Origin of the sequence: Streptomyces sp. CBMA156 (assembly GCF_014596515.1) — a bacterium.
GTDB lineage: Bacteria > Actinomycetota > Actinomycetes > Streptomycetales > Streptomycetaceae > Kitasatospora.
Map to the genome: position 1 here is coordinate 21717 of NZ_MSJQ01000214.1, position 26299 is coordinate 48015.

Sequence of the window (26299 nt, forward strand, 5' to 3'; positions counted from 1 at the left end):
TCCCTCTCTTTCTGCCGTCACTTGACAAGACTAACAGTCTCGACAAACATCATTGTCGGAACCAGTGGTCTCGACAAGTCGAAAGGCCCCACCACCATGAACACTGCGTCAGACCTCTTCGCCGGACAGCGCGTCGTCGTGATGGGCGGCAGCTCGGGCATCGGCGAGGCGGCGGCCACCGCCTTCGCCGCGGACGGCGCCGAGGTCGTCGTCACCGGTCGCGACCGCGACCGGCTGGACGCCGCCGTCGCCCGGATCGGCGGCAGGACCACGGGCCACCGGCTGGACGCGGCCGACCCGGCCGGCCTCGCCGAGTTCTTCGCCGGGGCCGGCACCGTGGACCACCTGGTCGTCGCGGTCAGCGGCGCGGCCGGCGCCGGACCGTTCGCCGGGCTCGACCTGGCCGAGCTCGCGACCGGCTTCGAGGCCAAGTTCTGGCCGCAGGTGCGCGTGCTCCAGGCGGCGCTGCCGTACCTGCGCGCGGACGGCTCGGTCACCCTGATCACCGCCGCCTCGGCCCGCGCCGCCTTCCCCGGTACCGCCGGACTGGCCGCCATCAACGGCGCGCTGGAGGCGATGGTCCCGCCGCTGGCCGTCGAACTCGCCCCGCTGCGGGTCAACGCCGTCTCGCCCGGCGTGATCGACACCCCGTGGTGGGACCGCGTCCCGGCCGGGCAGCGGGCCGCGCTGTTCGAGGGCCTCGCGGCCACCACCCCGGTCGGCCGGGTCGGCCGTGCCGAGGACGTCGCCAGGGCGATCCACCTGCTGGCGGCCAACACCTTCGTCACGGGCGTGGTGTTCGACTGCGCCGGCGGGGCCAACCTGGCCACCGGGCGCTGAACCGGCCTCTGAACCGGGCGTTGTCACAGGCCGCCCGTACGGTACGGCCATGGACGTTCCCGATCTGATCCCCGTCTGCCACGAGCCGGGCTACCGCACCGACACCATCGGCCACTGGCAGGGCGGCCAGTTCTTCGCGTCGATCGTCCGCCTCGGCAGCCGCTACCGCGCGATCCTGCACCGCTTCGACGCCGCCGGCCGCCACCTCGACGCGCGGGTGCGCTGCACCGAGGACCTCGGGGAGGCCGAGCGGCTGCTGGCGGAGTGGCTCGACGCGCTGCCCGGCCGGGAGTACGGGGACATCGCGATCGCCCCGTTCTCGGTGCACGTCGACGGTGAGCTGTACGGCCTGGTCCGCGAGGACTACGAGCCGGACGAGGTGGACGAGGAGGACGGCGAGGGGGCGCGCGTCCACTTCGAGCTCTACCCGGACTGCCTGGGCTTCAACGCCCCCTGGGACGGCTGCTACGACACCTGAGCGGTGACGGCGGCCGGGTCATGACGGCCCGGGCGGGGTCTCACCACTCCGCCACCCGGTAGTCCTTGAGGAACACCCCCGACACCGGATCCCCGGCCTCGCCGCGGACGATCGGGTCGTAGATCCGGGCCGCGCCGTCCACGATGTCCAGCGGGGTGCGGAACCCCTGGGCGGCTATGTGGGCCTTCTTCGGGGCCGGGTTCTCGTCGGTGATCCAGCCGGTGTCGACGGCACACATGTGCACGCCCCGGCCGGCGAGTTCGGCGGCGCTGGTGCGGGTGAGCATGTTGAGCGCGGCCTTCGCCATGTTGGTGTGCGGGTGCCGGGCGGTCTTGTTGCGGACGGCGAACCGGCCCTCCACCGCCGTGACGTTGACGACGTAGCGGGCGGGGCGCGGTGAGGCCAGCAGCAGCGGCAGCAGCCGGTCGCAGAGCAGGGCCGGGGCCAGCGCGTTGACCAGCTGGGTCTCCAGGATCTCCGCCGGGTCGAGCGAACCGAGCTTCGCGGACCAGGAGTTGGCCGGGGCGAGGTCGGGCAGCAGCCCGGCCTCGTCGGTGAGGTCCAGCAGCGATCCCGCGCCGGACGGCAGGGAGGTGAGGCCGGTGGCCGGACGGAACCCGGGGGCGTGGCAGATCGCCCGGCGGTCGGCGGCGGGCAGCGCGTCCCGCTCGCCCGCGGCCAGCAGCGCGTACGACTCGGGCGGACGGCGCAGGGTCTGGGCGGCGTTGTTGACCAGGATGTCGAGCGGGCGCCCGTCGGCGCGCAACTGCTCGGTCAGGCCCAGGACCTGGCGCGGGTCACGGAGGTCGATGCCGACGACGGTGAGCCGCTCCCACCACTGCCCGCTGCCCTCGGCGGCGCGGAAGCGGCGGACGGTGTCCTGCGGGAAGCGGCTGGTGACGGTCAGCTCGGCGCCGTCCCGCAGCATCATCAGGGCGAGCTGGAAGCCGATCTTCACCCGCCCGCCGGTGAGCAGCGCCCGGCGCCCGCGCAGGTCGGTGCCGAGGGCGCGGCGGGCGGTGTTGTCGGCCGCGCAGTCGGGGCAGAGCATGTGGTAGAAGCCGTCGACCCGGCGGTAGGCCCGCTTGCAGACGTAGCACTTGCGCGGCGTGAGCAGTTCGCCGACCGGCCCGTCCGCGGCGGCCAGCGGGGTGTCCTCGCGGCGGGCCCGGCCGCCGGTCGCGGTGGCCGCGAGCAGGTCGGCGTCGGCCTGCCGCACGGCCTGCCGGGCCTCCTGGCGGCGGCGCTTGCGGCTCTCCATGACGAAGGAGCTGAGCTGCCGTTCGGCGTGCAGCCGGGTGCGGTCGTGGGAGGGGAGGGCGCGCAGCCTGCCGAGGGTGCGGCTGAACGCGGCGAGTTCCTCGGCGGTGACGTCGCCGGCACCCGCGGCGCCGCCCGTCGGATGGATGGTGATCAGCTGGTCGTGGTCGTCCCGGACCGTCATGTCCGCCCCCTCGTGCCGTACAGGTGGGAGGGACTGTAATCGACGGCCCGGGACGATGAGATGCCAATTTCCGCCGGCGGGTGGCCGGTGGTCGGTGGCCGCCGGCCGGTGGCGGTGGCGGCCCGTGGGCTCAGCCCGCGTACTGGCCGAGGATCTTCGCGAACTCGTACGGCTGCTGCGGGATGTTGGTGCACTTGGACAGCGAGCCCCCGGTGCAGGCGTTGGCGTCCCGGGTGGCGTCCCAGAAGGAGAGCATCCCGATGTGGTTCTGCCGGGCGAAGGCCACCAACTGCTGGGCGTCGGCCTGGTTGTAGACCTGGTGGTCGTCGTTCTCGCCGATCATCGGGGTGACGCCGACCATGGCCCACAGCTGGGTGTCGGTCTTCGCCGGGTAGAGCGCCTTGAGCTGGCCGAACAGCGACTGGGCGGCCTGCACGGCGGCGTTGCCGTAGTCGGTTCCGGCCCGGTAGTAGTCCATCGCCATGACGTTGACCAGGTCGACGTTCACCCCGGCGTCCCGGGCGGACTTGACGATGGCGACGCCCTCGGCGGTCAGGCCCTCGGGCAGGACGGGCAGGGTGAAGGAGACCCGCAGGCCGGGGTGGGCCTGCTGGAGCTTGGCGAGCGCGGCGGAACGGCGGTCGTTGGCGGCGGTGTCGGCGATGGCCGCGCCCTCGATGTCGAAGTCGACGTAGCGCAGGCCGTAGGCCCTCACCACGGCGTCGTACTCGGCGAACAGGGCGTCCACCGTCGTGCAGGCGGCGGCGAGTTCGGTGCCCGCGGCGCCGCCGAAGGAGACCTTGACGTCGCCGCCGGCCGCGCGCAGCGCGTCCACCTGGTCCTTGGCCCAGGCGGTGCGCGGGTCGTAGGCGTTGAACCAGCTGGCCTTGCAGCCGACACCGGTGACGAAGCCCATCGTGTAGCCCTTGAGGCCGCCGGCCCTGGCCAGGTCGGGCATCGACGGGGTGGGCCAGGCGCCCATGTCGATGTACGGGGCCACCGGGAGCGCGACGTTCGGAGCCGGGGTGCCGGTCGGGGTGCCGGTCGGGCTCGGCGGGGTCGAACTCGGCGGCGGGGTGCCCGGGTCGCCGCCGCCGGGGCCGGTCAGGGCGATGTCGTCGGCGAGGTAGCCGCCCTGCCCGTACCAGCCGTGCAGGTAGACGGTGACGCTGGTGGTGGCCGGTCCGGTGGTGAAGCCGGCGGACAGCTGCTGCCAGCCGGGGCCGCCCGCGGTCCAGGTGGCCGGGTCGGTGAGGCCGCTGCCGGTGGCGCCGAGGTAGACGTACTGGCCCTGCACCCAGGCGCTGAGGGTGTACGTGGTGTTGGGCCGGACGCTGACGGTCTGGCCGCACTGCGCGGTGTCGCTCGCGCTCACCGCCCCCTTGAGCGCGTACGTCCCGCTGTGCGCGCCGGAGCCGACCGTGCCGCCGGTGTCGGCGGAGCAGCTCCAGGGGCCGAGCGCGCCGCTCTCCAGACCGCCGTTGGCGAGCAGGTTGCCGTCGGCGGCGCCGGCGTTCCCGGCGAGGACGGCCAGGCCTCCGGCGGCGAGCGCGGTGGCGGCGGCGAGGCTCAGCAGGGTGGTCCGGCGGGCCGGGCGGCGGTGCGTGGGGGCGGGCAGGGGCGCGCTGGGCATGGGGGTGCCTCTCGGGACGTGGTAGCCGCCCGCGCCGCGAGGGGGGACACGGTGCGGGCGGCGGCCTGGGGTGGTCCGGTGCGGGGGAGAGCGCGGTGCTGAGCATCAAACTGGACTAGACCAGCTGTGCACGTCAAGCACTTCCCGGGCCCGGACGCGTCACCGGAGGCAGGTTTTGGGAACGGTTGACCCGTGACCAGAGCGTCGGCCGTCGAGGGAGGCCCTGCCAAGACCGGACCGGCGGCGCCCGGTGGTGCGGGGGGCGGCCGGCGGGCTCTCGCGCGCCGGTTTGACGGGTGATCACCGGTGATGGCCGGGTGAAAGGACCGGGGACGAACGCCGCGGGTCGACGGCCGGAGCTTCGTACCTGGTGGTGAAACCGGAGGCGCGCGCCCCGCTCGCGCCCCTGCGGGAGGTGGATGACCATATGAACGCCTTGGGTGGCGGCGGGACGGCGGAACGGGCTTGACCTTGAGTGCACTCCAAGGTGAAAGCTGAGGGCGTTGATCACGCACCACCACGCGGAACCACCACGCGAACCACGATGGGAGCACTCTCATGCGCAACGCCCCGTTCGGTACCGGCGGTCCGGAGCTCGGCGTCATCGGCCTCGGCTGCATGGGCATGACCTGGGCCTACGACCCGCGGCACCGGGACGACGAGAACTCGGTCCGGGTGATCCGGCAGGCGCTGGACCTCGGCGTCGGGCTGATCGACACCGCCGACATGTACGGCCCGTACACCAACGAGGAGGTCGTCGGCGCCGCGCTGGCCGGCCCGTACCGGGAGCGCGCGTTCCTGGCCACCAAGGTGGGCATCGTCCCGGGCGGCGGGGGCGTGCAGGAGCGCGACGGCCGGCCCGAGCACGTGCGCCGCTCGATCGACGAGAGCCTGCGCCGGCTGGGCACCGACCACGTCGACCTCTACCAGCTGCACCGGGTCGACCCCGCGGTCCCGATCGAGGAGACCTGGGGCGCGTTCGCCGAGGTCGTCGCGGCCGGCAAGGCCCGCAGCATCGGGCTCTCCGAGGTGACCGTCGAGGAGATCCGGCGGGCCCAGGCCGTGCACCCGGTGGCCTCGGTGCAGTCCGAGCTGTCGCTGTGGACCAGGGACGCGCTGGACGGGGTGCTGCCGTACACCGAGGAGCAGGGGATCGCCTTCCTGCCGTTCTCGCCGCTCGGCCGGGGCTTCCTGACCGGCAGCATCACGTCCTTCGACGAGCTGCCCGCGGACGACTTCCGGCGCCGGCTGCCGCGCTTCCAGCAGGACGCGCTGAAGGCCAACCTGGAGCTGGTCGGGAGGGTCGGGGCGGTCGCCGGGCGGACCGGCGCCACCCCCGCGCAGGTCGCGCTGGCCTGGGTGCTGGCGCAGGGCCGGTACGTCTTCCCGATCCCGGGCACCAGGACGCCGCGCTACCTGGCGGACAACGTGGGCGCGGCGGGCGTCGAGCTCTCGGCGGCGGACCTGGCCGAGCTGGACGCGCTGCCGGCCGCGACCGGCGGGCGCTACTGACCGGCGCTACCGGCGGGCGCTACTGACCGGCGTTACTGACCGGCCTCATGGGTGGCGGGCGGTACCGGCGGGGTCAGCGCTCCATCACCCACACCAGTTGCCGTCCGGTCTCGGCCGGCGCCCGGACGGCGACCTCGGCGACCCGGTCCAGCCGGTAGCCGAGCTTGCGCGGGACGGCGGCGCTGGCGCCGTTCGCCCGGTCGCAGCGGATCTCCACCCGGGTGATCCCGGGCAGTGCCAGCGCGGCCTCGGTGAGCGCCCCGGCCGCGGCGGTGGCGATGCCGCGGCCGACGTGCCCGGCGGCGACCCAGTAGCCGATCTCCAGCGCGCCCGGGCCGATCCGCCCGTGCAGGCCGAAGGCGCCGATCACGTCGTCGGGCTCGGCGTCCAGGCCGGCCAGGTACATGAAGTCGGTGCCGGCCTCCCAGGCGGCGGCGCCGGCCAGGGTCAGCTCGGCGGTCTGCGCCCGGGAGGGGGCCTCGGCCGCCCACTCCATCCAGGGCCGCAGGTGGTCCAGGTTGGCGTGGACGGCCCGGTTCACCGCCGCCGCGTGGGTGCTGCGGCGGCGCCGCAGCCAGAGGCCGCCGGGCAGCCGCAGGCGTTCCGGCGGCCGCCCGGCGGTCACCTCGGCCGTCGGCGGGGAGGGGCCACGGGACCGTGGCTGTGCTCGGCTCATGGCGGCGATTATGTCCTTGGCCGGGACCTGTCACCATCGGACATCCCCCCGATGGCGGGCGCGCCCGGCCACGGCCCGGCGCGTCAGAGGCGGACCATCACCTCGTCGAGCTCCTTGCGCCGCAGGTCCGGCACGCGCGCCCCCTCGGCCGGGTAACCGACCGGGATCACGTACGCCGCGCGCTCCTCCGCCGGGCGGTCGCACACCTCGTTGAGGAACTTCATCGGGCTCGGGGTGTGGGTCAGCGTGGCCAGTCCGGCCTGGTGCAGCGTGGCCAGCAGCAGACCGACCGCGATCCCCACCGACTCCTTGGTGTAGTAGGGGCGCGGCGAGCCGGGGCCCTTGTGCACCTCGAACACCACGATCACGGCCGGCGCGTCCTCCAGGAACGGCTTGCGCCAGTCGGTGCCGATCGGGGCGAGCGCGGCCAGCCACTCCGCCGAGGCGCGGTGGCGGTAGAACTCGCGCTCCTCGGCCTCGGCCGCCGCGCGCAGCCGCTGTTTGCGCTCCGGGTCGGTGATCACCACGAACCGCCAGGGCTGGACGTGCGCGCCGCTGGGCGCGGTGTTCGCGGTGCGGACCGCCCACTCGACCACTCCCTCAGGGAGCGGGCGGGTGGAGTAGTCACGGACGGTCCGGCGCTGGGCCATCACGTCGTGGAAGGACCTGCTGCGGGCCTCGGCCTCGTGGGCGGGCACCGTCATGGGGGTGAGCGGGACGGTCGGGTGGGACGTCCCCGCCACGGCGCTGTCTGTGCTGTCAACCATGGCGCACAGCACAGCACATGACGGCCCCTCCGGGAAGAGGTAGAGACCAATCCCGAAGGAGCCGGGACCGACAGGGAGCCGGCGGGGAGCCGCGGGCGCCGCCCTACAGCTCGCGCACCCGCCCGTCCCCGACCTCCAGGCGCCGGTTCACCGCCACCGTGTCCAGCATCCGCCGGTCGTGGGTGACCAGCAGCAGGGTGCCGGTGTACGAGCCGAGCGCGGACTCCAGCTGCTCGATCGCGGGCAGGTCCAGGTGGTTGGTGGGCTCGTCCAGCACCAGCAGGTTGACCCCGCGGGCCTGCAACAGCGCCAGCGCGGCCCGGGTGCGCTCGCCGGGGGAGAGGGTGCCGGCCGGGCGCATGACGTGCACCGCCTTGAGGCCGAACTTGGCCAGCAGGGTGCGCACCTCCTCCGGCGAGAGCTCCGGCACGGCGGCCGCGAAGGCGTCCGACAGCGGCTCCCCGCCGAGGAACAGACCGCGCGCCTGGTCCACCTCGCCGACCACCACGCCGGAGCCCAGCGAGGCGCTGCCGCCGTCGAGTTCGAGCCGGCCGAGCAGGGCGGCCAGCAGCGTGGACTTGCCCGCGCCGTTGGCACCGGTGATGGCGACCCGGTCGGCCCAGTCGATCTGGAGGTCCACCGGGCCGAAGGCGAAGTCGCCGCGCCGCACGCTCGCCCCGCGCAGGGTCGCGACCACCGAGCCGGAGCGCGGCGCGATGGCGATCTCCATCCGCAGCTCCCACTCCTTGCGGGGCTCCTCGACCACGTCCAGCCGCTCGATCATCCGCTGGGTCTGCCGGGCCTTGGCGGCCTGCTTCTCGGTGGACTCGGCGCGCGTCGCGCGCGCGTTCTTGTCGTTGTCGGAGGACTTGCGGCGGGCGTTGCGCACGCCGTTCTCCATCCAGCCGCGCTGCATCCGGGCGCGGGCCTCCAGCCCGGACTTGGTGTCGGCGTAGTCGTCGTACTCCTCGCGGGCGTGCCGGCGGGCCACCGCCCGCTCCTCCAGGTACGCCTCGTAGCCGCCGCCGTACAGGTTGACCTGCTGCTGGTGCAGGTCCAGCTCCAGCACCTTGGTCACGGTGCGGGCCAGGAACTCGCGGTCGTGGCTGATCAGCACGGTGCCCGTGCGCAGGCCCTTGACGAAGGACTCCAGCCGCTCCAGGCCGTCCAGGTCGAGGTCGTTGGTCGGCTCGTCCAGCAGGAAGACGTCGTAGCGGGAGAGCAGCAGCGAGGCGAGGCCGGCCCGGGCGGCCTGGCCGCCGGACAGCGCGGTCATCGGCAGGTCGAGCGAGACCTTCAGCCCGAGCGAGTCGGCGACCTCCTCGGCGCGTTCCTCCAGGTCGGCGCCGCCGAGGTCCAGCCAGCGCTCCAGGCCGGTGGCGTACGCGTCGTCGGCCCCGGCCCGGCCCTCGACCAGACCCTCGGTGGCCTCGTCCAGGGCGGCCTGCGCGGCCGTCACGCCGGTCCGGCGGGCCAGGAAGTCGCGCACCGACTCGCCCTCGCGGCGCTCCGGCTCCTGCGGCAGGTGGCCGACGTTGGCGCTCGCCGGGCTCAGCCGCAGCGAGCCGCCCTCGGGGGTGTCCAGGCCGGCCAGCAGCCGCAGCAGGGTCGACTTGCCGGCGCCGTTCACGCCGACCAGGCCGATCACGTCGCCGGGGGCGATCACCAGATCCAGGCCGGAGAAGAGGGTGCGTTCGCCGTGGCCGGCGCTGAGGTCCTTGACTACGAGTGTCGCGCTCATGATGGGTCGATTGTAGGAGGAGCGGGCCGGACGGCGGAAAAGGCGGGGGCCACGGCCGTCGCGGCCGCGGCCCCCGGGATCACCGCTCAGCGGGTCACTTGGCCTTCTTCGAGAAGTACTCGAACATGTGCTGGGCCACGTCCTCCAGGTACGGACCGGCCTCGTAGGTGTTCGCGCCGTTGCCGATGGACGTGTCGCTGACCAGGGCCGGCTTGCCGTCCTTGGTCGCGAACCAGCCGCCGCCGCTGCTGCCGCCGGTCATGTTGCAGCCGATCAGCAGCATCGCCGGGCGGCTCGGGTCGCCGGTCTTCCTGGACGGCTTGCCGCCGTCGCAGTGCTCCAGCTCGACGCCGTCGAAGGGCTTGCCCTCGGGGAAGCCGTAGTTGCTGACCGCACCGACCTGGTCACGCGGGGCGTTGAACCAGAGCGGAACGGAGCCGCCGACGGTCTCCTCCAGCGACTTGCCGCCCGGGTTGGGGTTGGCGACCTTGACGATGCCGAAGTCGTACTGGCTCCACGGGCCGCCCTTCTCCGGGTCGGCCTCGGCGGCCCACTGCGGCGAGACCATGCCGGCGGTGGCGGTCCACTCGCCGTACGGCTCGGCGTCCTCCAGCTTGGCCTGCCGGTTGCCGTTGCTCAGCACGCCGTTGCTGTTGAAGGCCGGGGCGAAGGTGATGTCGGTGTAGTACTTGTTGCCCTTGCCGCCGTGCAGGCAGTGGCTGGCGGTCCACACCAGGTTGCTCTTGCCCGGGTTGGCCGGGTCGGAGACGACGGTGCCGGAGCACACGTAGTCCTCGTTGCCGTCCTTGAAGAAGATCTTGCCGTTGACGTGCGTGTTCTTCGGGAACGGGTGCGCCACGGGCTTGGCCGGGACCATGGCGGGCAGCTGGTCGGGACCGGCCGGCTGGGCGGCGGTGGGCTGCGTGGTGGCCGGTGCGCCGGTGGCCGGCGCGGCGCCGGTGGGCTGCGCGGGCGGCTGGGTCGCGTCCGGCGCGGGCTGCGGCAGCGGCTTCGGCTTGGCCTCCAGCAGCTTCTGGAGCGTCCAGTAGCCCTTGACCGCCGGGGTGATCACGTTCGCCTGGGCCCACTTGTCCCAGTCCTCAAGCTTCCAGGTCTTCAGCTCTTCGAGCGTCGGAAGCTTGATCGGAGCCGCGCCCGGCTTGCCGGAGGCACTGGCCTCGACGGTGGGAGCCGCGGTGATGGCGGGGTCGGCGTTGTCGGGGCCGCACGCGGTCGCGACCAGCATGGTCAGCGCGGCGACGGAGGCGCCCAGGACGGCACGGCCCGGCCGGGATATCGGTGACATGAGTTCAAATCCCCCTGTTGACTACCGCCATGCGGCCCGTCCCCGGGTGCGGCCCCACTCGGCCGCAGGCATGGCAGGTGAGGAGTCTGCCATGCGGATAAGGAACTCCTTACACCCGGCCCTGACGGGGGCGGGGCCGTCACCGGATCGGCACGGGATCGGCACCCGGCCTCCGTTGCGGGGGTTCCGGGGGCGTCCGTCGCGGCTGCGGGGATGCCCGTCGCGGCCGGCGTGACCGCCTCGGCCGGCCCGACCGGGCGGCCGGAAAACCGCTTGCCCGCGCGAACCGGGGCGCCTAGCGTGGTCCGGGTCATCAGCCAGACAAGGAGAAGGCCGTTGCTCTACTGAGGTCCCGGGACACCGCCCCCGCCGCGCAGGCCCTGCTGCCGTCGCGCGGTGCGCGAGTGTGCGACCTCAGTCACGGCCCGTGGCACTCCTCTGCGTGACGCCACCCCTTCGTTCCCCTCCGGCCGTGCCCGGTTCCGCACCCGCGGTGTCTCCCCGTGTTGCTCATCACCCCTTCGGCAACCACCCCCGGGAGGCCTGTATGGCACACCAACCCACCACCACCGCCGTCCTCTGCACCGAGCTGTCGTTCGAGTGGCCCGACGGCAAGCCCGTCCTGGAGGGCTTCCAGCTCGCCGTCGGCACCGGCCGCACCGGCCTGATCGGGCTCAACGGCGCGGGCAAGTCCACCCTGCTGCGGCTGATCGCCGGCGACCTCACCCCGACCGGCGGCACCGTCCGGGTCGACGGCGAACTCGGCTACCTGCCCCAGGGGCTGACGCTCGACACCACCCTGAGGGTGGACGAGACGCTCGGCATCCGCGCCGCCCGCGAGGCCCTGCACGCCATCGAGTCCGGCGACACGGAGCAGCGCCACTTCGACGCGATCGGCGACGACTGGGACGTCGAGGAGCGCGCCCGCGCCACCCTCGACCGGCTCGGCCTGCACCGCCTCGGCCTCGACCGCACCACCGGCGAACTCTCCGGCGGCGAGGCGGTGTTGCTGCGGCTGGCCGCCCTGCTGATGGCCCGCCCCGACGTGTTGCTGCTGGACGAGCCCACCAACAACCTCGACCGGGCCGCCCGCGAGCGGCTCTACGAGACGGTGGCCGACTGGAAGGGCGTGCTGCTGGTCGTCAGCCACGACCGCGAGCTGCTCCGCCGCGTCGACCGGATCGCCGACCTCAGGGACGGCGAAGTCACCTGGTACAGCGGCAACTTCGACGCGTACGAACGCGCCGTCGCCACCCGGCAGGAGACGGCCGAGCGGCTGCTGCGCAACGCCGAGGCCGATGTCCAGCGCCAGAAGCGGGACCTGGTCGAGGCCCGCACCCGGCTGGAGCGCAGCGCCGTGTACGGCAAGAAGCGCTCGGTCACCCGCAACGACCCGCACATCTTCGCCGGGATGCTCAAACGCAAGGGCCAGGAGACGGCGGGCCGGCTCCAGGGCATGCACACCGAGCGCCTGGAGGAGGCCAAGGCACGGCTCAGCGTGGCCGAGGAGGCCGTCCGGGACGACGCCGAGATCCGGATCGACCTGCCGCGCACCGCCGTCCCGGCCGGGCGCACCGTGCTCACCCTGGACAAGGCCAGGCTGCCGTACGGCACCATCGCCGACCTCGACCTGCGCGGGCCCGAGCGGATCGCCCTGGTCGGCCGCAACGGCGCCGGCAAGACCACCCTGCTGCGCACCATCGCGGGCGAACTCACCCCGCTGGAAGGAGAGGTCACCACCCCGGTGCCGCTGCGGCACCTCCCGCAGCGGCTCGACCTGCTGGACGACGAGCGCTCGGTCGTGGAGAACGTCAAGCTGTTCGCCCCCGGCGCCGGGGACAACGCGGTCCGCGCCCGGCTCGCCCGCTTCCTGTTCCGCGGCGGCGGGGCCGACCGGCCCGCCGCCACCCTCTCCGGCGGCGAGCGGTTCCGCGCGACGCTGGCCGCCCTGCTGCTGGCCGACCCGCCGCCGCAGCTGCTGCTGCTCGACGAGCCGACCAACAACCTGGACCTCGCCAGTGTCCGCCAGCTCACCCAGGCGCTGGCCGCCTACCGGGGCGCGCTGATCGTGGCCAGCCACGACCTGCCGTTCCTGCGGGGGCTGGGCCTCACCCGGTGGCTGGAGCTGGACGGCGCACTGCGGGCGGTGGATCCGATGTAGCGCCTACCGCTGCCGGTCCTGGTCGCCCTGATCACCCTGGGCGTCCTGGCCGGCCTGCTCGCCCTGATCACCCTGGGCGTTCCGGTCGCCCCGGGCGTCCTCGGCGAGCATCCGGCGGGCCGTGCTCAGGGCCGAGTCCCTGAGCGCGGCCAGCTCGTCGGCGGTGAACACCGGGGTGCGGACGTCCGGCGGGATGCCCGGGCCGTCGAAGGTGCTGCCGTCCCTGGTGAGGTACTTCTCGTTCGGCAGGACGGCCAGGAAGTCCGGCGAGAGCGTCTTGATCATGATGTCGGAGAAGACGCCCTGGGTGTTCTCGCCGACCCGGAGCACCCGCGGCGATCGGCCCGTCATGGCCTGGGTGAAGGTCTCCGCCGCGCTGGTGGAGACCGAGGAGGTGAGCACCGCGACCGGCCCGGTGAAGCGCGCACCCGCCGAGGGCCGGACGGTGATCGGCTGGGGCCGGGTGAACTTCGTCGGGTCGGCGGGGTCGTTGCGCGCCACCTTCCGGTAGGCGACGTACGGGCGGTCGGTGAGCCGGGCGGCGATCTGCAACCCGAGCGCGTCCGAGCCGCCGCCGTTCAGCCGCACGTCGACGACCAGGCCGGTGAGCCGGTCCGGCCCGGCCAGCAGGGCGTCCAGCGCCCGGTCCAGTTCGTCGACCTGGCTCCGGAAGTCGCCGTCGGTGTAGTCGTTGAAGCTGCTCACCCGGAAGTAGCCGACGCCGTCGGGCAGTCGGCCGACGCCGAGCCGGCCGTCGGCGAAGAGCCGCTCGGGGCCGGTGAGCTGGGCTGCCGAGGCCTGCCGGGCCCGCGCGGTCTGCTCCTCGGTGAGCACCGTCGATCCCGGTCGCTGCCCGCTGAAGACCTCCCTGGCATGCCCGTCGACCACCCGGCCCAGCCCGGTGTGCGCGTCGCCGAGCGGGCGGAGCATGTCCGTGAAGACGGCCTGCAACTGGTCGGCGGTCGTCGTCGCGGTGATCGTGCGCCGCTTCTCGTCCCGGACGGCGTGCCAGTCGATGCCCTTGGCGGCGAAGAAGGGGTAGTTCTCCTCGAAGTTCTCCCAGAACCGGTCGAAGACCGCGAGCGGGTCGTTCGGGGCGGGCCCGGCGCACAGCGGCGGCAGGGCGTCCAGGCGGTTGAGCGTCTTGCCGCCGAGCCCGCCCTCCTCGTGTTCCACGGCCCGGTTCCGGCCCTTGGGGGTGAGCGTCAGGCCGAGGTTGCCCACGCTGTACCGGATGGTGCCGTCCGGGCCGGGCGCCCCGGTCCGCGTCCCGGTGATCCACCCCGGTACGCAGCCGTGCGCGGTCACGTCGAAGGTGGTCAGCCGGTCACCGGAGACCGCGATCAACAGTCCGTAGCCGTCCGTCCGCCAGAACCCGTCCAGCCGGCTCGCCCGTTCCCCCTGGGCGGCGGCCGCCCCCGGCGCCGCCAGCCCCACCGCCGTCGCGAGCGCCACCGCCGCGGCCGCCGCCCTGCCCATGTTCCTGCGTGTCATCTCCGGCCTCCGCCGAACCCCGGTCTCCCCCGCGGAACCCCTCCGCCACCGCTGCCGTCGACGCTACGGCCGGCCCCGGCGCCCGGGCGTCATCCGCCGAGCCGCACCCGTTTACTCCTCCGGGCGCATCGGAGCCGGGCGGAATGGTCCCCGGCGGTCTAGACAGCGACCGTTTTGACTGCCGGTGGAAATCCGCCGTCCGCGGGCCCAACTGCCTTTGACTCCGTGGTCATTGCGATCTGCTCCGCGTGGGTCTGTTCCGGACCGGTCCCCGCCGGGTCAGGCCCGGGTGGCGGTCGTCGGCCGGAGCCTGTCCGCGATGCGCGTCCCGAGCCGGTCCAGCCCGACGACGAGCGCGGCGAGCACCACGAACTCGACGGTCAGCAGGGCGATCTGGCCCCAGACGTAGCCGTAGCCCTCGGTGGTCGGGTCGAAGAAGAAGTAGGGGTAGGGCAGCGGGTAGTCGTCGAACAGGGCGTTGCGGGTGAGCACGATCGCGGCGTAGCCGAGCGGGAAGGCCAGCCAGAGCGGGATGTCCTTCCAGGCCGCGGCGTTGCGCGGCTTGAGCACCAGCCAGTCGGCGATCACCATCACCGGCGTCACGTAGTGCAGGAAGAAGGACGACCAGTGCGCCAGCCTGTCCGGCCCGCTGACCAGCCCGGGCAGCGGGTTGGCGCCGTGTTCGAGCAGGACGTGCGAGACCAGCCCGGTGATCAGGATGTACAGCGTGGCGGCGCCGCGCAGCCGGGGCGCGGGCGCGTCCACGGTGCCGCGCTTGGTCATCCAGTACACCGCGCCGATGAAGTAGCCGAACACGATCACGTTGCTCTGCACGGTGAAGTACACCAGCGGCGCGGTTCCGAGCGTCAGGCCGAGGCCCGCCGAGAGCACGATCCCCATGCGCCACCACAGCGCGGGGCGGGTCCGGACAGTCATGCGGCCACCAGTTCTTTCCAGGCGATACGGGAGGTATCGGACGTCGGGGGAAAGACCGCACTCTACTCGCTGGTTCCGGCCGGACGGGAATCCGTGTTCGACGCCCGGGTCCCGTCCGCCCCCGGACCCGGGTGGGGCGTCAGCCCGGCAGCACGAAGCCCGACTCGTAGGCCGCGATGACCGCCTGGGTGCGGTCCCGCGCGCCCAGCTTGGCCAGCACGCTGCCGACGTGGGTCTTCACCGTCTCCTGGCTCACCACCAGTTCCCGGGCGATCTCACCGTTGTTGAGCCCGGTGGCCATCAGCCGCAGCACCTGCCCCTCCCGCTCGGTCAGCCGCCCGATCGGTCCCCGCTCCGCCGGCCCGGCCCCCCGCCGCCGGTCCGCGCCGTGACGCAGCGCCAGTTCGCGGACGGCCGCCGGGAAGAGCAGCGAGTCCCCGCGCGCGACCAGCCGGACCGCCTGCACCATCTCCTCCGCCCGGGCCCGCTTCAGCAGGAACCCGGCGGCGCCCGCGCGCAGCGCGTCGTACACGTAGTCGTCGTGCTCGAAGGTGGTGACCACCAGGATGCGCGGCGGCGGGGTCATCCCGCCGACCAGCTGCTCGGTGGCCCTGATGCCGTCGATGCCGGGCATCCGGACGTCCATCAGCACCACGTCCGGGCGCAGTTCGCGCACCAGCGGGACGACCTCGGCACCGTCGGCGGCCTCGCCGACCACGGTGAGGTCCGGTTCGCTGTCGACCACCACCCGCAGGCCGAGGCGGACCAGCCGCTCGTCGTCCGCGATCACCACCCGGATGCGGTCGGCGCCCCGGGCCGCACCGTCGTTCACGTCCCCGTTCACGTCCCCGTCCATGCCCTCGTCCGCGCGCACGTTCCCGCCCTGGTTCACGTCGTCCCTCCCACCGGCAGCCAGACGGCCAGCCGCCACGTCGTTCCGTCCTCGTCCGGCCCCGCGGTGCTGCCGCCGTGCAGGGCCGCGGCCCGTTCCCTGATCCCGCGCAGCCCGCGCCCGCCGCCGGGCCGGCTCGGACGGGCGGCGCCCAGCGGGTTGGCCAGCTCGATCTCCAGCCGGCCGTCGGCCAGCCCGACCCGCAGTCCGGCCCGGGCGAACCCGGCGTGCCGCAGCACGTTGGTCAGGCCCTCCTGCACGATCCGGTACGCCTCGCGGGAGACCGGCTCGGGCAGGCCGGCCAGCCCGGGCGCCAGCTCGGCGTCCACCACCACTCCGGCGCGGCCGAGCTGGCGCAGCAGGTCGTCCAGTCCCGCGAGGGTGGGGCCGGCCAGGCCGGCGGCCTCCGGGTCCTCCTCGCGCAGCAGCCCCAGCACGGCGTCCAGTTCGGCGACGGCCGCCCGGGCGGTCTCCTCGATCGCCGCCAGCGCCTCGGCGGCGAAGTCCGGGTTGCTGCGCAGCACCCGGGCGGCGGCCGAGGCCTGGATGCCGACCGCGCTGAGCGCGTGCCCGACCGAGTCGTGCAGCTCGCGGGCCAGCCGGTTGCGCTGGGCGAGCACGGTGGCCCGGCGCTCGGCGGCGGCCACCCGCTCCTCCGGCGTCGGGCCGAGCAGGGCGGGTGCCCAGCGGGCGAGCAGCGCTCCGCAGACCGCGTTGGTGCCGACGATCAGCAGCAGCACCCCGAGGCCGAGGACCGGGCCGAGGGCCGGTACGGAGGGGAGGTGCCGCTCCCACATCCGGACGAACTCCTCGGTCCCCGAGAAGCCGAGGATCAGCACCACCGCGAACGGCGTGCCGGCCAGCGTCATCCCGGCGACCACCCCGCCGAACACGACGTGCAGCACGTACCAGAGCGCGGTGCGCCACCGGGCAGCCCAGGAGCGGGCCGGTCCGGTGGCCAGCTCCTCCGGCCGGGCCACCGAACACAGCGCCCGCGCCGTCGCGCCCTCCAGCCCCCGCACCACCGGCACCAGCGCGGTGACGGCGGCCATCGGCACCGAGGTGAGCAACGACAGGACGTACAGCAGCAGTTTGCGGGCGGGGGACTGGTCCGGGTTGAGCGCCCCGAACAGCACCACCGACAGCATCCAGTACGGCATCAGCAGCGCGCCGCCCAGCACCAGGTGCACCCAGCGCAGCCGGGCCCGCCGCCCGACCGCCGCCCCCGCGGTGCGCCGCAGGCGGCCGCTCACTTCCGCGGTGCGCCGCAAGCGCCCGTTCACCCCCGTGATCACCCGCGCGACTCTACGGCAGCGGCCGGCCGGAGGCCGCCCCGTTCGGTCAGCGCGATCGCTCCGACCGCCAGGACCAGCACCGCCGCCACCACCTGGGCGGTCTGCACCAGGGGCGTCAGCCCGGGCACCGCCATCCGCAGTTCGGTCACCCGGGTCGTCGTCGCCCCGAAGGCCACCAACTGCCAGCCGCCCCAGCCGAACAGCGAGCCGGCCGCCGTCCAGACCACCAGCAGCGGCACCAGCAGCCGGCGCCCCGGACGGATCCGGAAGACCAGGACCAGCAGCGCCGCCACCGCGGCCACGGCCATCACCGCGGTCACCCCGTTCATCACCGCCACGCCCCGGTTCCGGTCCTCCGCCATGACCTGCGGCAGCCCGGCGGTGCCGCCGAGCGCCCAGTAGGCCCGGCCCGCCGCGACGCCCGCGGCGAGCAGCGCGGCGACGCAGGCGAGGACGCGTTGCACGGTCAGGGTGGGGGAGCCGGGCAGGTCGCCGATCCGCTCCCGCAGCAGCCCGGCCCAGCGCCGGCGGGCGTACAGGGCGAAGGCGGTGAGCAGCGCCAGGCCCTGGACGGCGAAGCCGCCGTACACGACGAGGAAGACCCAGCCGCCGAGGCCCTTGTCCTCCGGGTCGGCGGGCTCCGGGCCGAGCACCAGGAGGCTCAGCAGGTACAGCGGCAGCGCGACCAGGATCGTGCCGAGCAGCCCGGTCGCCACCCACATCGGGAACGCCACCAGCCCGGCGGGCGCCCGCCGCCCCCACGGCCGGACGAACGCCAGCGCCAGCGCCACGGCGATCGCGTCCATGCCGAAGGTCAGCAGGTTGAGCAGCCACAGCCGGTCCATCGCGCCGGGATCGTCCACCCCCACCGGGTGTCCGGTCAGCCAGAGCAGCTTCAGCGTCAGGTACGGCACGGTCGCCGCCACCGCTGTCCAGGCCGCCCCGGCCCGCACCACGTTCTCGTTGATTCCCATGCCCCCACGGTCCCGTGGGGGCCCGCCCCGGGGCCTCCGTCCGGGGCGCGATCCCCCTCCCCCGGGCGGGGGATCTCCGGCTCAGACCGACGCGGCGACCGGAGCCGTCCGGTGGATCACCCGGTCCTCCTCGTCGGTGCGGCCGTCCGGGTCGGCGACCAGCCCGAGCCGCTCGGCGAGCCGGCGCGAGGGCAGGTTGTCGGCCCGGATCAGGGCGATCACCGGGATGCCGGGGAAGCGCGGCAGTGCCTCGGCCATCGACGCCCTGGCCGCCTCCGCCGCATACCCGAGGCCCCAGGCGGACGGCCGGAACCGGTAGTAGAGGTTGAACACCCGCTCCCCGTCCAGCGTGTGCAGGTACAGCCCGGCGAACCCGATGACCGTCCCCGGGTCCTCCCTGGTGGCGACGGCGCAGTACCCCACCCCGTCCCGCACCCAGTCGGCGACGAACCCGTCCAGCATCTCCCGGCTCGCTGCCCGGTCCCGGTGCGGCCCGTGGGGGTTGTACCGGTTGGTCTCCGGATCGCCGTGGATCGCGAACACCGCCTCCAGGTCGCCCTCCTGCGGCCGCGTCAGCACGAGGCGTTCGGAGACGGCGACGGTCGTGCGGGAGGTGTGGTCGGTGGTGGTCATGGCGCGTCCCGTGTCCCGAGTAATAGGTCTATCGCAAGATAGACTATTACCCGGTTGGCCGCCCGCCCATTTCCGACCGCACCGGGCCCTACAGGATCGGCTCGCAGCCGATCGCCTTGCCGCCGGCGGTGAGGAACTGGCGCACCAGGTCCTTCTGGTCGGGGAAGAGGAAGGGCTTCTCAAGGCCTTCGGTGATCCCGCCGGTGATGGTGAAGAAGACGTCCTTGCCCTGGCAGGTGGTGACGAGCGTTCCTCCGGCCACCCACTGGGCCCGTCCGAGATCGGACGTCCTCTTGCCGTCCTTCTGCGCCAAGGCGGTGGTCCGGGGCTCGGTGGTGATCGCGAATTCCTGTACCCGGCTGTCGTGTCGAGGATCCCCGCCGACCGTGCACGACCAGACCGGGGCGGTCGCGGTGGTGACCTGTTGCGGCATCCGCCACTGGGCGTCGGGGTTCTTCACGGGTGCGAATCCGGGCAGACCGCAGAGGTTGGCCCAGTCCGGGTTCGTCTCGGCGCCCTTCTCCGACAGGTTCATCGGTGCTGGGAGTGCCCCGTTCCCGCACCCCCGTGCCTTGGCGAGGCCATTGGCGAAGGCCACGGCCAGTCGGGCCCTGGTCTCGTCATGGCCCGCTTCGCCGGTGCGCACCTCGGCGCGCACGCCCTTTTCGCACCCCTCAGGGAGCACCGCCCACGCGGCGCCGGGGGTCACCGAGCCGGCCGAGCCGCCGGAGAACAGCCGGGCATCCGGAGCGGCCAGCTCGCCCGGGCCGTAATCGGAGTCGCGGACGACGGTGAACCGCACGGTCTTCCCGGACTTCTCGAACACACCGGAGCTGACCGTGGCGGTGCAACTGTTCCCGGTGGAGTTCGAGGTGGCCGAGTAGCCCCTCGTGGCCTCACTGATCCGCCCGGATCCCAGAAGCTCGTGCAGCTGGTCCGCCGTGGCGGCCCCGTCGCACACGCTGTCAGGACCGCCGAGGTTCGTCAGCCGGTACGCCGCGAACCACGCCGCCCCGACCGGAACGAGCGAGATCGCCAGCACCACCGCCGTTGCCCGCAGCCGCAGTTTCCGAGTGGTGAACCCCCGCCGGTCGAGCGCCGTGTCGACCCGTCCCGTGAGGCCTTTGGGGGCCCTGTCCCCGCCTTCGTTCCCCATCGTGTGCATGCTTCCTCGTTGGCTGTGCTGTCGGTCGGACCGGTCAGAGGATCGGCTCGCAGCCGATCGCCTTGCCGCCGGCGGTGAGGAACTGCTTCCACGTCTCGTCGGTGCCGGGGAGCGGTTCCCGGACGGTGAGGTCGGAGTCCATCCGGAAGTAGGCCGGCTTGCCCTGGCAGGTCGCCACCACTTCCCTCTTCGTGATCGGGGAACCGGCCCAACGTGATCGGCCGAACGCGGGCGAGGCGTCCTTCTCGGACAGCGGGCCGCGAACCCGGGGCTCGGTCGCGATGGAGAAGGAGATCGCGGTGCTGCCCTGGTCGGTGCTGATCCGGCAGACCCACAACGGGTCGAACGCGGTGTTCACGCTCTCCTTGTAGCTCTTGCCTCCGGCGCCGGCGGACGCGGCGAACCCGGGCAGACCGCAGACCGAGGCGGGATTCAGGTCGTGCTCCTGCCCGGCCTGCGACAGCTCGTGGGGAGCGGGGAGCGGAGACTTCCCACACCCCTTGTCCGCGGCGAGGCCGTTCGCCGCCGCCACCGCGAGGCGGGCGAGCTTCCCGGCGTCGGGTGCCCCATCGCCACCCGACTTGACCTCGACCCGCAACCCGTTGCCGCACCCCTCGGGGAGGAGCGCCCAGGCCCGGTCGTCGCCGGCCGCACCGGAGGCACCACTGTTCGCCGAGGCGGCGAACAGACGGTCTCCCGAGTCGGCCAGGTAGGGGCCGAGGTCGTCGGCCTGAAGGACCTGCACGAAGACGGAACGGTTGCCGCCGAACATCCCGTGGCTCACTGTCGCCGTACAGAACGCTCCGCCACTGGGCGATTGCCAGGCACCGTTCTCCTCGCTGCCGACGGGGCCGGACCCGAGCGTGTCGTTCAGGGCAGCGGCGCTCACCGCACCGTCGCACACACTGTCCGGTCCGAACGCGTTGCTCAGGTTGTTCGCGAGGAAAGCCCCCGCTCCGGCCACGACCGTCGCCACTCCCGCCACGACGACCGCCGCCCGTACCCGCAGCGGCCAGGTGGTGAATCCGCGCCGGTCGAGCGCCGCGTCGACCTTGCCGACCGGTCCGTCGGAGGTCTCCTGCTGTCGCCCGGTCACGGGGTCAGCCCTTCCCGAAGGCCGCGGTGTGGGCCTGCGTGATCGACGTCTGGTAGCGGACGTTGGCCGCGTCCGCCAGTTGGCCGAGGAGGGGGTCGCGATCCGGTACGCCGAACTGGTGGGCCTTCTCCAGGAGCATGGCCTGCACCTGGTGCTGGCCCATGGTGTAGAGCTTGCTCAGGTCTCCCTGCGCCTTGGTGTCGATCTGCGCGTTGACCTTGGCCGCCCACTCGGACGTGGCGACGTCGACGTAGCGCTGGGCTATGTCCCCCACCGGCAGCCAGCTGGCGCCCGGCAGCATGTTCGCCACCGTGCCGACATAGTGGTAGTCCATCTTGGCTTTCCAGTTGACCTTGAACTGCTCGTCGGACTTGTGGTCCGTGATGGTGTCCGCCTGGACGGCATCGAGTGCGCCGAGCGCCTTGCCGGCCTGGTCGACGACGATCTCGAACTGTGCGTTCGGCCGGCCGTTGACCCCCTCGAACGCCTCCGGGCCGAACTCGGCCATCCGCCGGGCCACCTCCTGGGTCTCGGCCAGGTGGATCAGGGCGTACGACTCCGGGTCCTCGGCAGTGCCGCGGATCACCCGGAGCAACTGCTCGCGGGTGGTGTGCAGTCCACCGGGCTCGGAGGGGCCGGGGAGGTCCTTGCTGAGGATGTCGTGAGTGTCGGTGATGTACTCGCTGACGATGTTGGCCATCGGGCGGCGGAGCCCGGAGTACATGGCGTTCTCGTTGCCCGCCTTGTCCCCGCCCAGGGTGGAGAGCGCGGTGTCCGTGATCCGCGTCATCGTCGCGTCGTGAGGCCGCACCGGTGGCTGGCCGGGGCCGTGGCCGGTCGCGGCGGACTCCAGCATCTCCGCGAACATCCGGTGGGAGGTGTCGGGCAGGACGTTCTGGGGAAGCCTGGCCTCTTGGCCCTCGTCGAGCCAGGTGCGGTCCTTGAGCAGGTGCACGAGGTTCTGGTTCTTGCTCGGGTCGAGGAATTCCTGGGTCGTCGCCACGTCACCCTTCATCATCCTCAACAGCGGGGCCAGCGGGTCGCCCTTCTGGGGGTCGTTGATCCAATTCGGACCCCACAGCTCCTCGCCCTTGACCTTGCTGGAGGCCTCGAAATCGAGCAGGTCGGTGCCGACTCTACGCACGAAGGCCTTGTCGAAGTCACCCTTCGCCTCCATCAGAGAGGTCAGCGCCGGGTAGTTGTCGTTCCACCCGGCCGCCGAACCACCGGGGCGACGGGCAGCCGCGAAGAGCCCTTCCTCCCACTCCTTGCCCATCCCGCCGTCGCGGGTGGCGGTGGCCAGGGCGACGGACAGGTTCTTGTAGACGTCCTGGTAGCCCGCGGCGTTGTGGTTGCCGTGGGCCAGGCCGTCGTAGACCTTGCTGTACTCCAGCAGGGCCTCGGGGCCGGTCTTGCCGCCGGCGTTGAGGCCGTTGAGCAGCGTGGTGGAGAAGTCCTTGTTCTCCGCGTTGGCGGCCATCAGGGCCTGCAACTGCTTGAGCTGGTCGTCGGAGAGGCTGCCGCCCTTGGACATCAGGTCCGTGGCCCGCTTGGCGTCCGCGACCGGACCGGCGCCGCCCGGGGTGGGGTTGAAGGCGGTGGTGCTGGTGCCGATGTCGGCCTGGAGATCGACGGTGGCCCGCTGGTCGGCGGCGGTGGCCTTGGCGACGGCCTTGCCGAGCCGGTCCGACAGCGCCTGGGCGTTGGCCCGGATCGTGCGCTCGGCCTCGGGGTCGTTCCGCGACTCCTTCGGCACGGTCCAGTTGACCGCACCGTCCGCGGTGACGCTCAGGCTGGTGTCGCCCTGGGCGTCGTGGAGCGCTGCGTCGAGGTCGCGCCGGGCGGCGGCGAAGTCCTCGGCGGCGGTCTTCATGATCGCGGCGAGCGCGGTGGCGACGGCCGAGGCCTGCTTGAAGTCGCTGTCGACGCCCTGCAGGGTCTTGGTCGCCTCGTCGGCGGCCGCGCCCTTCCAGCCGGCCCGCTGCGCGGTGCTGGTGAGGTCCTTGGCGACCCGGCCGTCCAGGGAGGTGAGGGCCTTGGCGACGCCGGACCACGCCTCGGCGGCGTCGTTGACCGCGGCGAAGTCGGCCTCGTGCAGTTCCTTGAAGGACACCATCTGCCTGTTCCCCTCCCCTGTTACCGGCCCGCGCGGAGGTCGGCGGCGGTTCTGGATTCGTTGGCGTGGTAGTTCTGCTGGGTCTTGTCGAGGTTTCCGGCGGTGGTGCCGAGCTTGTCGTGCAGCGTCTTGCACTGCTGCATCCACCGCTCGGTGCTGCTGGTGAGGGCGCCGCCGAAGGAGAAGCCGCGGATCTTGGTCGACGCGGTGCTCGCGTACTCGGTGAGGCTGTGCGCGCCGGGGCCGGCCTTGCCGTTGGCGTTGTCCAGGTCGGTGGCGATCTGCCGGGCTATCCCGGCCGAGGCGTTGAGCTCGTGCGGGGTGTCCAGCCGGGTGGTGCCCAGGACGGGGCCGGGCCCGGGAGCCGGGGACGGGGTCGGAGCCGGAGTCGGGTTGGCGTACGGCGACTTCGCGGCATACGTGGACGTCGCGCTCGGCGTCGGGCCCGGGGCCGGTGCGACCGGTCCCGTGGTGAAGTACGGGCTGACCATGTGTGTGCGATTCCTCCCCATGTCACCGAGCGTTGTTCCTTCGCCGCGGTATGACGACCGTACAGGTGCGGTCCGTCAGTGCACTCACCCACCCTCCGTCGCGTCCGGGGGGCGGGCGGTGGCGTGGTTCACCACGGGTCGGCCGAGGGGGAATTGGCGACTCGGCGCGGGCCCGGAGGTCTTGTTACCGGCGGGTCGCTTGCCTATCATCCCGAGTGTGACAGCTTTACTGTCAAACCCGTCGGAAGGGTTCAGCAGCCAGTGGGTGACGTGAGCAGTGCGCCGGAGGCCAGGGGGCCGCTGGCGGGTGTGCGGGTGGTGGAGCTCGCCGGGATCGGCCCCGGGCCGTTCGCGGCGATGCTGCTGGGGGACCTCGGGGCGGACGTCGTGCGGGTGGACCGGCCGGAGCCCTCGCCGCTCGGGACGGACCCGGCGTACGACCTCAGCAACCGCAACAAGCGCTCGGTGCTGATCGACCTGAAGTCCCCGGAGGGTCCCGGGCGGGTGCTGGACCTGGTCCAGCGGGCGGACCTGCTGATCGAGGGCTACCGGCCTGGCGTCGCGGAGCGGCTCGGGGTCGGGCCGCAGGCGTGCCTGGCGCGCAACCCGGCGCTGGTGTACGGGCGGATGACCGGCTGGGGGCAGCTCGGCCCCCGGGCGGCGACCGCCGGGCACGACCTCGGGTACGCGGCGGTGGCCGGGGTGCTGGGGATGGTGGCCGCGCCGGGAGGCGCCGAGGAGGCGCCCGGCATCCCGGCCAACCTCCTCGGCGACTACGCGGGCGGCTCGCTCTACCTGGTCGTCGGCCTGCTCGCCGGGCTGCACCACGCCCGCGCCACCGGCACCGGCCAGGTGGTCGACGCCGCGATCGTGGACGGCGCCGCGCACCTCGGCAGCATGCTGTGGGGCCTGCTCGCGGCCGGCCACTGGCAGGACCGCAGGGGTGTCAACCTGCTGGACGGCGGCGCACCGTTCTACGCCGTCTACCGGGCGGCCGACGGCGGGCACCTGGCCGTCGGCGCGCTGGAGCCGCGCTTCTACGCGGAGTTCGCCCGGCTGCTGGAGCTCGGCCCGGACGCCCCCGGCCAGTACGACCTCGCCCGCTGGCCCGAACTGCGCGCCCTGATCGCCGCCCGCTTCGCCACCAGGACCAGGGCCGAGTGGGAGGCCGTCTTCGCCGGCTCCGACGCCTGCGTGGAACCAGTTCTGACGATGCGTCAGGCCGCCGCCGACGGGCACCTATCGGCGCGCGGGACGTACGTCGAGGTGGACGGCGTCACCCAGCCGGCCCCCGCCCCGCGCTTCTCCGCCACCCCGGGCGCCCTGCGCCGCCCGCCGGCCCGGCCGGGCGCGGACACCGCCGAGGTGGCCGCGGACTGGGGCGTCCCCTCTCTCAACCCCGTGGCAGAGCAAGGAGAATAGCGTTGCAGCGCGAGATCTTCACCGAGCAGCACGACGACTTCCGGGCCACCGTGCGGGCCTTCCTCGCCAAGGAGGTACTGCCGCACTACGACCGCTGGGAGAAGGCCGGCATCGTCGACCGCTCCGCCTGGCTCGCGGCCGGCCGGCAGGGCCTGCTCGGCATCGCCGTCCCCGAGGAGTACGGCGGTGGCGGCACCCCGGACTTCCGCTACGCCGCCGTGCTGGCCGAGGAGTTCGCCCGGGCCGGTGCCTCCGGTCTGGCGATCGGCCTGCACAACGACATCATCGGCCCGTACCTCACCTCGCTCGCCACCGAGGAGCAGAAGCGCCGCTGGCTGCCCGGCTTCTGCTCGGGCGAGCTGATCACCGCGATCGCGATGACCGAGCCGGGCACCGGCTCCGACCTCCAGGGCATCCGCACCCAGGCCGTCGACAGGGGCGACCACTTCCTGCTCAACGGCGCCAAGACCTTCATCTCCAACGGCATCCTCGCCGACCTGGTGCTCGTGGTCGCCCGCACCACCCCGGAGGGCGGCGCGCACGGGCTCAGCCTGCTGGCCGTCGAGCGCGGCACGCCCGGCTTCGAGCGGGGCCGCAACCTCGACAAGATCGGCCAGAAGGCCCAGGACACCGCCGAGCTGTTCTTCGAGGACGTCCGGGTGCCGAAGGAGAACCTGGTCGGCGACCTGCACGGCGGCTTCGTCCACCTGATGCAGAACCTCGCCCAGGAACGGCTCACCATCGCCGCGTCGGCGATCGCCGGCGCCGAGTACCTGGTCGAGATCACCACCGACTACGTCAAGCAGCGCGAGGCGTTCGGCCGGCCGCTCGCCAAGCTTCAGCACGTCCGCTTCGAGATCGCCGAACTGGCCACCGAGTGCGCCGTCACCCGGGCCTTCGTGGACCGCTGCATCACCGAGCACAACCGCTACGCGCTCACCCCGGCGGACGCCTCGATGGCCAAGTGGTGGGCCACCGAGCTGCAGAAGCGCACCGCCGACCGGTGCCTCCAACTGCACGGCGGGTACGGCTACATGAGCGAGTTCCCGGTCGCCAGGGCGTTCACCGACGGCCGCATCCAGACCATCTACGGCGGCACCACCGAGATCATGAAGGAGATCGTCGGCCGCTCCATCCTCGGCTGAGCGACCCCGCGACACCCCGCAAGCCCCCTGCCCCGCAAGCCCCCTGCCCCGCAGGCCCCCGCCACTCAAGCCCCTCGCCACT

At 73.2% G+C, this 26299-nt stretch carries 22 protein-coding genes; 6 read left to right on the forward strand and 16 right to left on the reverse strand.

Features of this window, described 5'->3' with window-relative positions:
• Positions 1-96: 96 nt before the first annotated feature.
• Both BU198_RS17635 and BU198_RS17640 read left to right on the forward strand, forming a co-directional pair.
• Positions 97-840, forward strand: coding sequence for an SDR family oxidoreductase (locus BU198_RS17635; RefSeq protein ID WP_223244545.1), 744 nt, complete (start codon positions 97-99; stop codon positions 838-840).
• A 49-nt stretch (positions 841-889) separates the two neighbouring features.
• Entirely contained in the window at positions 890-1318 is a 429-nt protein-coding gene (locus BU198_RS17640) for a hypothetical protein (RefSeq protein ID WP_188297811.1), read from the forward strand.
• 40 nt (positions 1319-1358) lie between these two features.
• Here BU198_RS17640 and BU198_RS17645 read toward each other — a convergent pair whose 3' ends face one another.
• Complete coding sequence (locus BU198_RS17645) at positions 1359-2762, reverse strand: SDR family NAD(P)-dependent oxidoreductase (RefSeq protein WP_188297812.1); 1404 nt, start codon at positions 2760-2762, stop codon at positions 1359-1361.
• A gap of 130 nt (positions 2763-2892) precedes the next feature.
• A complete protein-coding gene (locus tag BU198_RS17650; RefSeq protein WP_188297813.1) occupies positions 2893-4395 on the reverse strand; it encodes a carbohydrate binding domain-containing protein in 1503 nt (500 codons plus the stop codon).
• A gap of 558 nt (positions 4396-4953) precedes the next feature.
• Between BU198_RS17650 and BU198_RS17655 the strand changes: the two genes are divergently transcribed.
• Positions 4954-5907, forward strand: coding sequence for an aldo/keto reductase (locus BU198_RS17655; protein ID WP_188297814.1), 954 nt, complete (start codon positions 4954-4956; stop codon positions 5905-5907).
• 73 nt (positions 5908-5980) lie between these two features.
• Here BU198_RS17655 and BU198_RS17660 read toward each other — a convergent pair whose 3' ends face one another.
• The 4 genes from BU198_RS17660 to BU198_RS17675 form a co-directional block, all read right to left on the reverse strand.
• On the reverse strand, positions 5981-6583 hold the full coding sequence (locus BU198_RS17660) for a GNAT family N-acetyltransferase (protein WP_188297815.1): 603 nt from the start codon (positions 6581-6583) through the stop codon (positions 5981-5983).
• Between the two features lie 83 nt (positions 6584-6666).
• On the reverse strand, positions 6667-7350 hold the full coding sequence (locus BU198_RS17665; protein ID WP_188297816.1) for a nitroreductase family protein: 684 nt from the start codon (positions 7348-7350) through the stop codon (positions 6667-6669).
• 103 nt (positions 7351-7453) lie between these two features.
• A complete protein-coding gene (locus BU198_RS17670) occupies positions 7454-9091 on the reverse strand; it encodes an ABC-F family ATP-binding cassette domain-containing protein (RefSeq protein ID WP_188297817.1) in 1638 nt (545 codons plus the stop codon).
• 94 nt (positions 9092-9185) lie between these two features.
• The gene (locus BU198_RS17675; protein WP_188297818.1) at positions 9186-10397 is read right to left on the reverse strand and encodes a trypsin-like serine peptidase; all 1212 of its coding nucleotides are present in this window, start codon (positions 10395-10397) and stop codon (positions 9186-9188) included.
• Between the two features lie 547 nt (positions 10398-10944).
• Here BU198_RS17675 and BU198_RS17680 point away from each other — a divergent pair.
• The gene (locus tag BU198_RS17680; RefSeq protein ID WP_188297819.1) at positions 10945-12558 is read left to right on the forward strand and encodes an ABC-F family ATP-binding cassette domain-containing protein; all 1614 of its coding nucleotides are present in this window, start codon (positions 10945-10947) and stop codon (positions 12556-12558) included.
• Positions 12559-12561: 3 nt separating this feature from the next.
• On the opposite strand, the gene BU198_RS17685 is transcribed toward BU198_RS17680, so the two are convergent.
• The 10 genes from BU198_RS17685 to BU198_RS17730 all read right to left on the reverse strand — a co-directional run bounded on the left by BU198_RS17685 (position 12562) and on the right by BU198_RS17730 (position 23650).
• Positions 12562-14052 carry a S41 family peptidase gene (locus BU198_RS17685; protein WP_223244546.1) on the reverse strand — a complete coding sequence of 497 codons (1491 nt, stop codon included), beginning with the start codon at positions 14050-14052 and terminating at the stop codon, positions 12562-12564.
• A gap of 279 nt (positions 14053-14331) precedes the next feature.
• Positions 14332-14988, reverse strand: a complete 657-nt coding sequence (locus BU198_RS17690) for a Pr6Pr family membrane protein (protein ID WP_188297820.1) — start codon at positions 14986-14988, stop codon at positions 14332-14334.
• Positions 14989-15127: 139 nt separating this feature from the next.
• On the reverse strand, positions 15128-15844 hold the full coding sequence (locus BU198_RS17695; protein ID WP_188297878.1) for a response regulator transcription factor: 717 nt from the start codon (positions 15842-15844) through the stop codon (positions 15128-15130).
• A 32-nt stretch (positions 15845-15876) separates the two neighbouring features.
• Positions 15877-17175: a sensor histidine kinase gene (locus tag BU198_RS17700; RefSeq protein WP_317620175.1), complete on the reverse strand. Its 1299-nt coding sequence runs from the start codon at positions 17173-17175 to the stop codon at positions 15877-15879.
• The gene (locus tag BU198_RS17705) at positions 17172-18149 is read right to left on the reverse strand and encodes a hypothetical protein (protein WP_188297821.1); all 978 of its coding nucleotides are present in this window, start codon (positions 18147-18149) and stop codon (positions 17172-17174) included. Before BU198_RS17705 ends, BU198_RS17700 begins: the two co-directional genes overlap by 4 nt.
• An 81-nt stretch (positions 18150-18230) precedes the next feature.
• Positions 18231-18782, reverse strand: a complete 552-nt coding sequence (locus tag BU198_RS17710) for a GNAT family N-acetyltransferase (protein WP_188297822.1) — start codon at positions 18780-18782, stop codon at positions 18231-18233.
• 88 nt (positions 18783-18870) lie between these two features.
• Complete coding sequence (locus BU198_RS17715) at positions 18871-19938, reverse strand: hypothetical protein (RefSeq protein ID WP_188297823.1); 1068 nt, start codon at positions 19936-19938, stop codon at positions 18871-18873.
• A gap of 43 nt (positions 19939-19981) precedes the next feature.
• A complete protein-coding gene (locus BU198_RS17720; protein ID WP_188297824.1) occupies positions 19982-21043 on the reverse strand; it encodes a hypothetical protein in 1062 nt (353 codons plus the stop codon).
• Positions 21044-21047: 4 nt separating this feature from the next.
• On the reverse strand, positions 21048-23159 hold the full coding sequence (locus tag BU198_RS17725) for a hypothetical protein (protein WP_188297825.1): 2112 nt from the start codon (positions 23157-23159) through the stop codon (positions 21048-21050).
• Positions 23160-23179: 20 nt separating this feature from the next.
• Positions 23180-23650 carry a hypothetical protein gene (locus tag BU198_RS17730; protein WP_188297826.1) on the reverse strand — a complete coding sequence of 157 codons (471 nt, stop codon included), beginning with the start codon at positions 23648-23650 and terminating at the stop codon, positions 23180-23182.
• Positions 23651-23920: 270 nt separating this feature from the next.
• On the opposite strand from BU198_RS17730, the gene BU198_RS17735 reads away from it, so the two are divergent.
• Both BU198_RS17735 and BU198_RS17740 read left to right on the forward strand, forming a co-directional pair.
• Positions 23921-25072, forward strand: a complete 1152-nt coding sequence (locus tag BU198_RS17735) for a CaiB/BaiF CoA-transferase family protein (protein WP_317620176.1) — start codon at positions 23921-23923, stop codon at positions 25070-25072.
• A 2-nt stretch (positions 25073-25074) separates the two neighbouring features.
• Entirely contained in the window at positions 25075-26217 is a 1143-nt protein-coding gene (locus BU198_RS17740; RefSeq protein ID WP_188297827.1) for an acyl-CoA dehydrogenase family protein, read from the forward strand.
• Positions 26218-26299 lie beyond the last annotated feature (82 nt).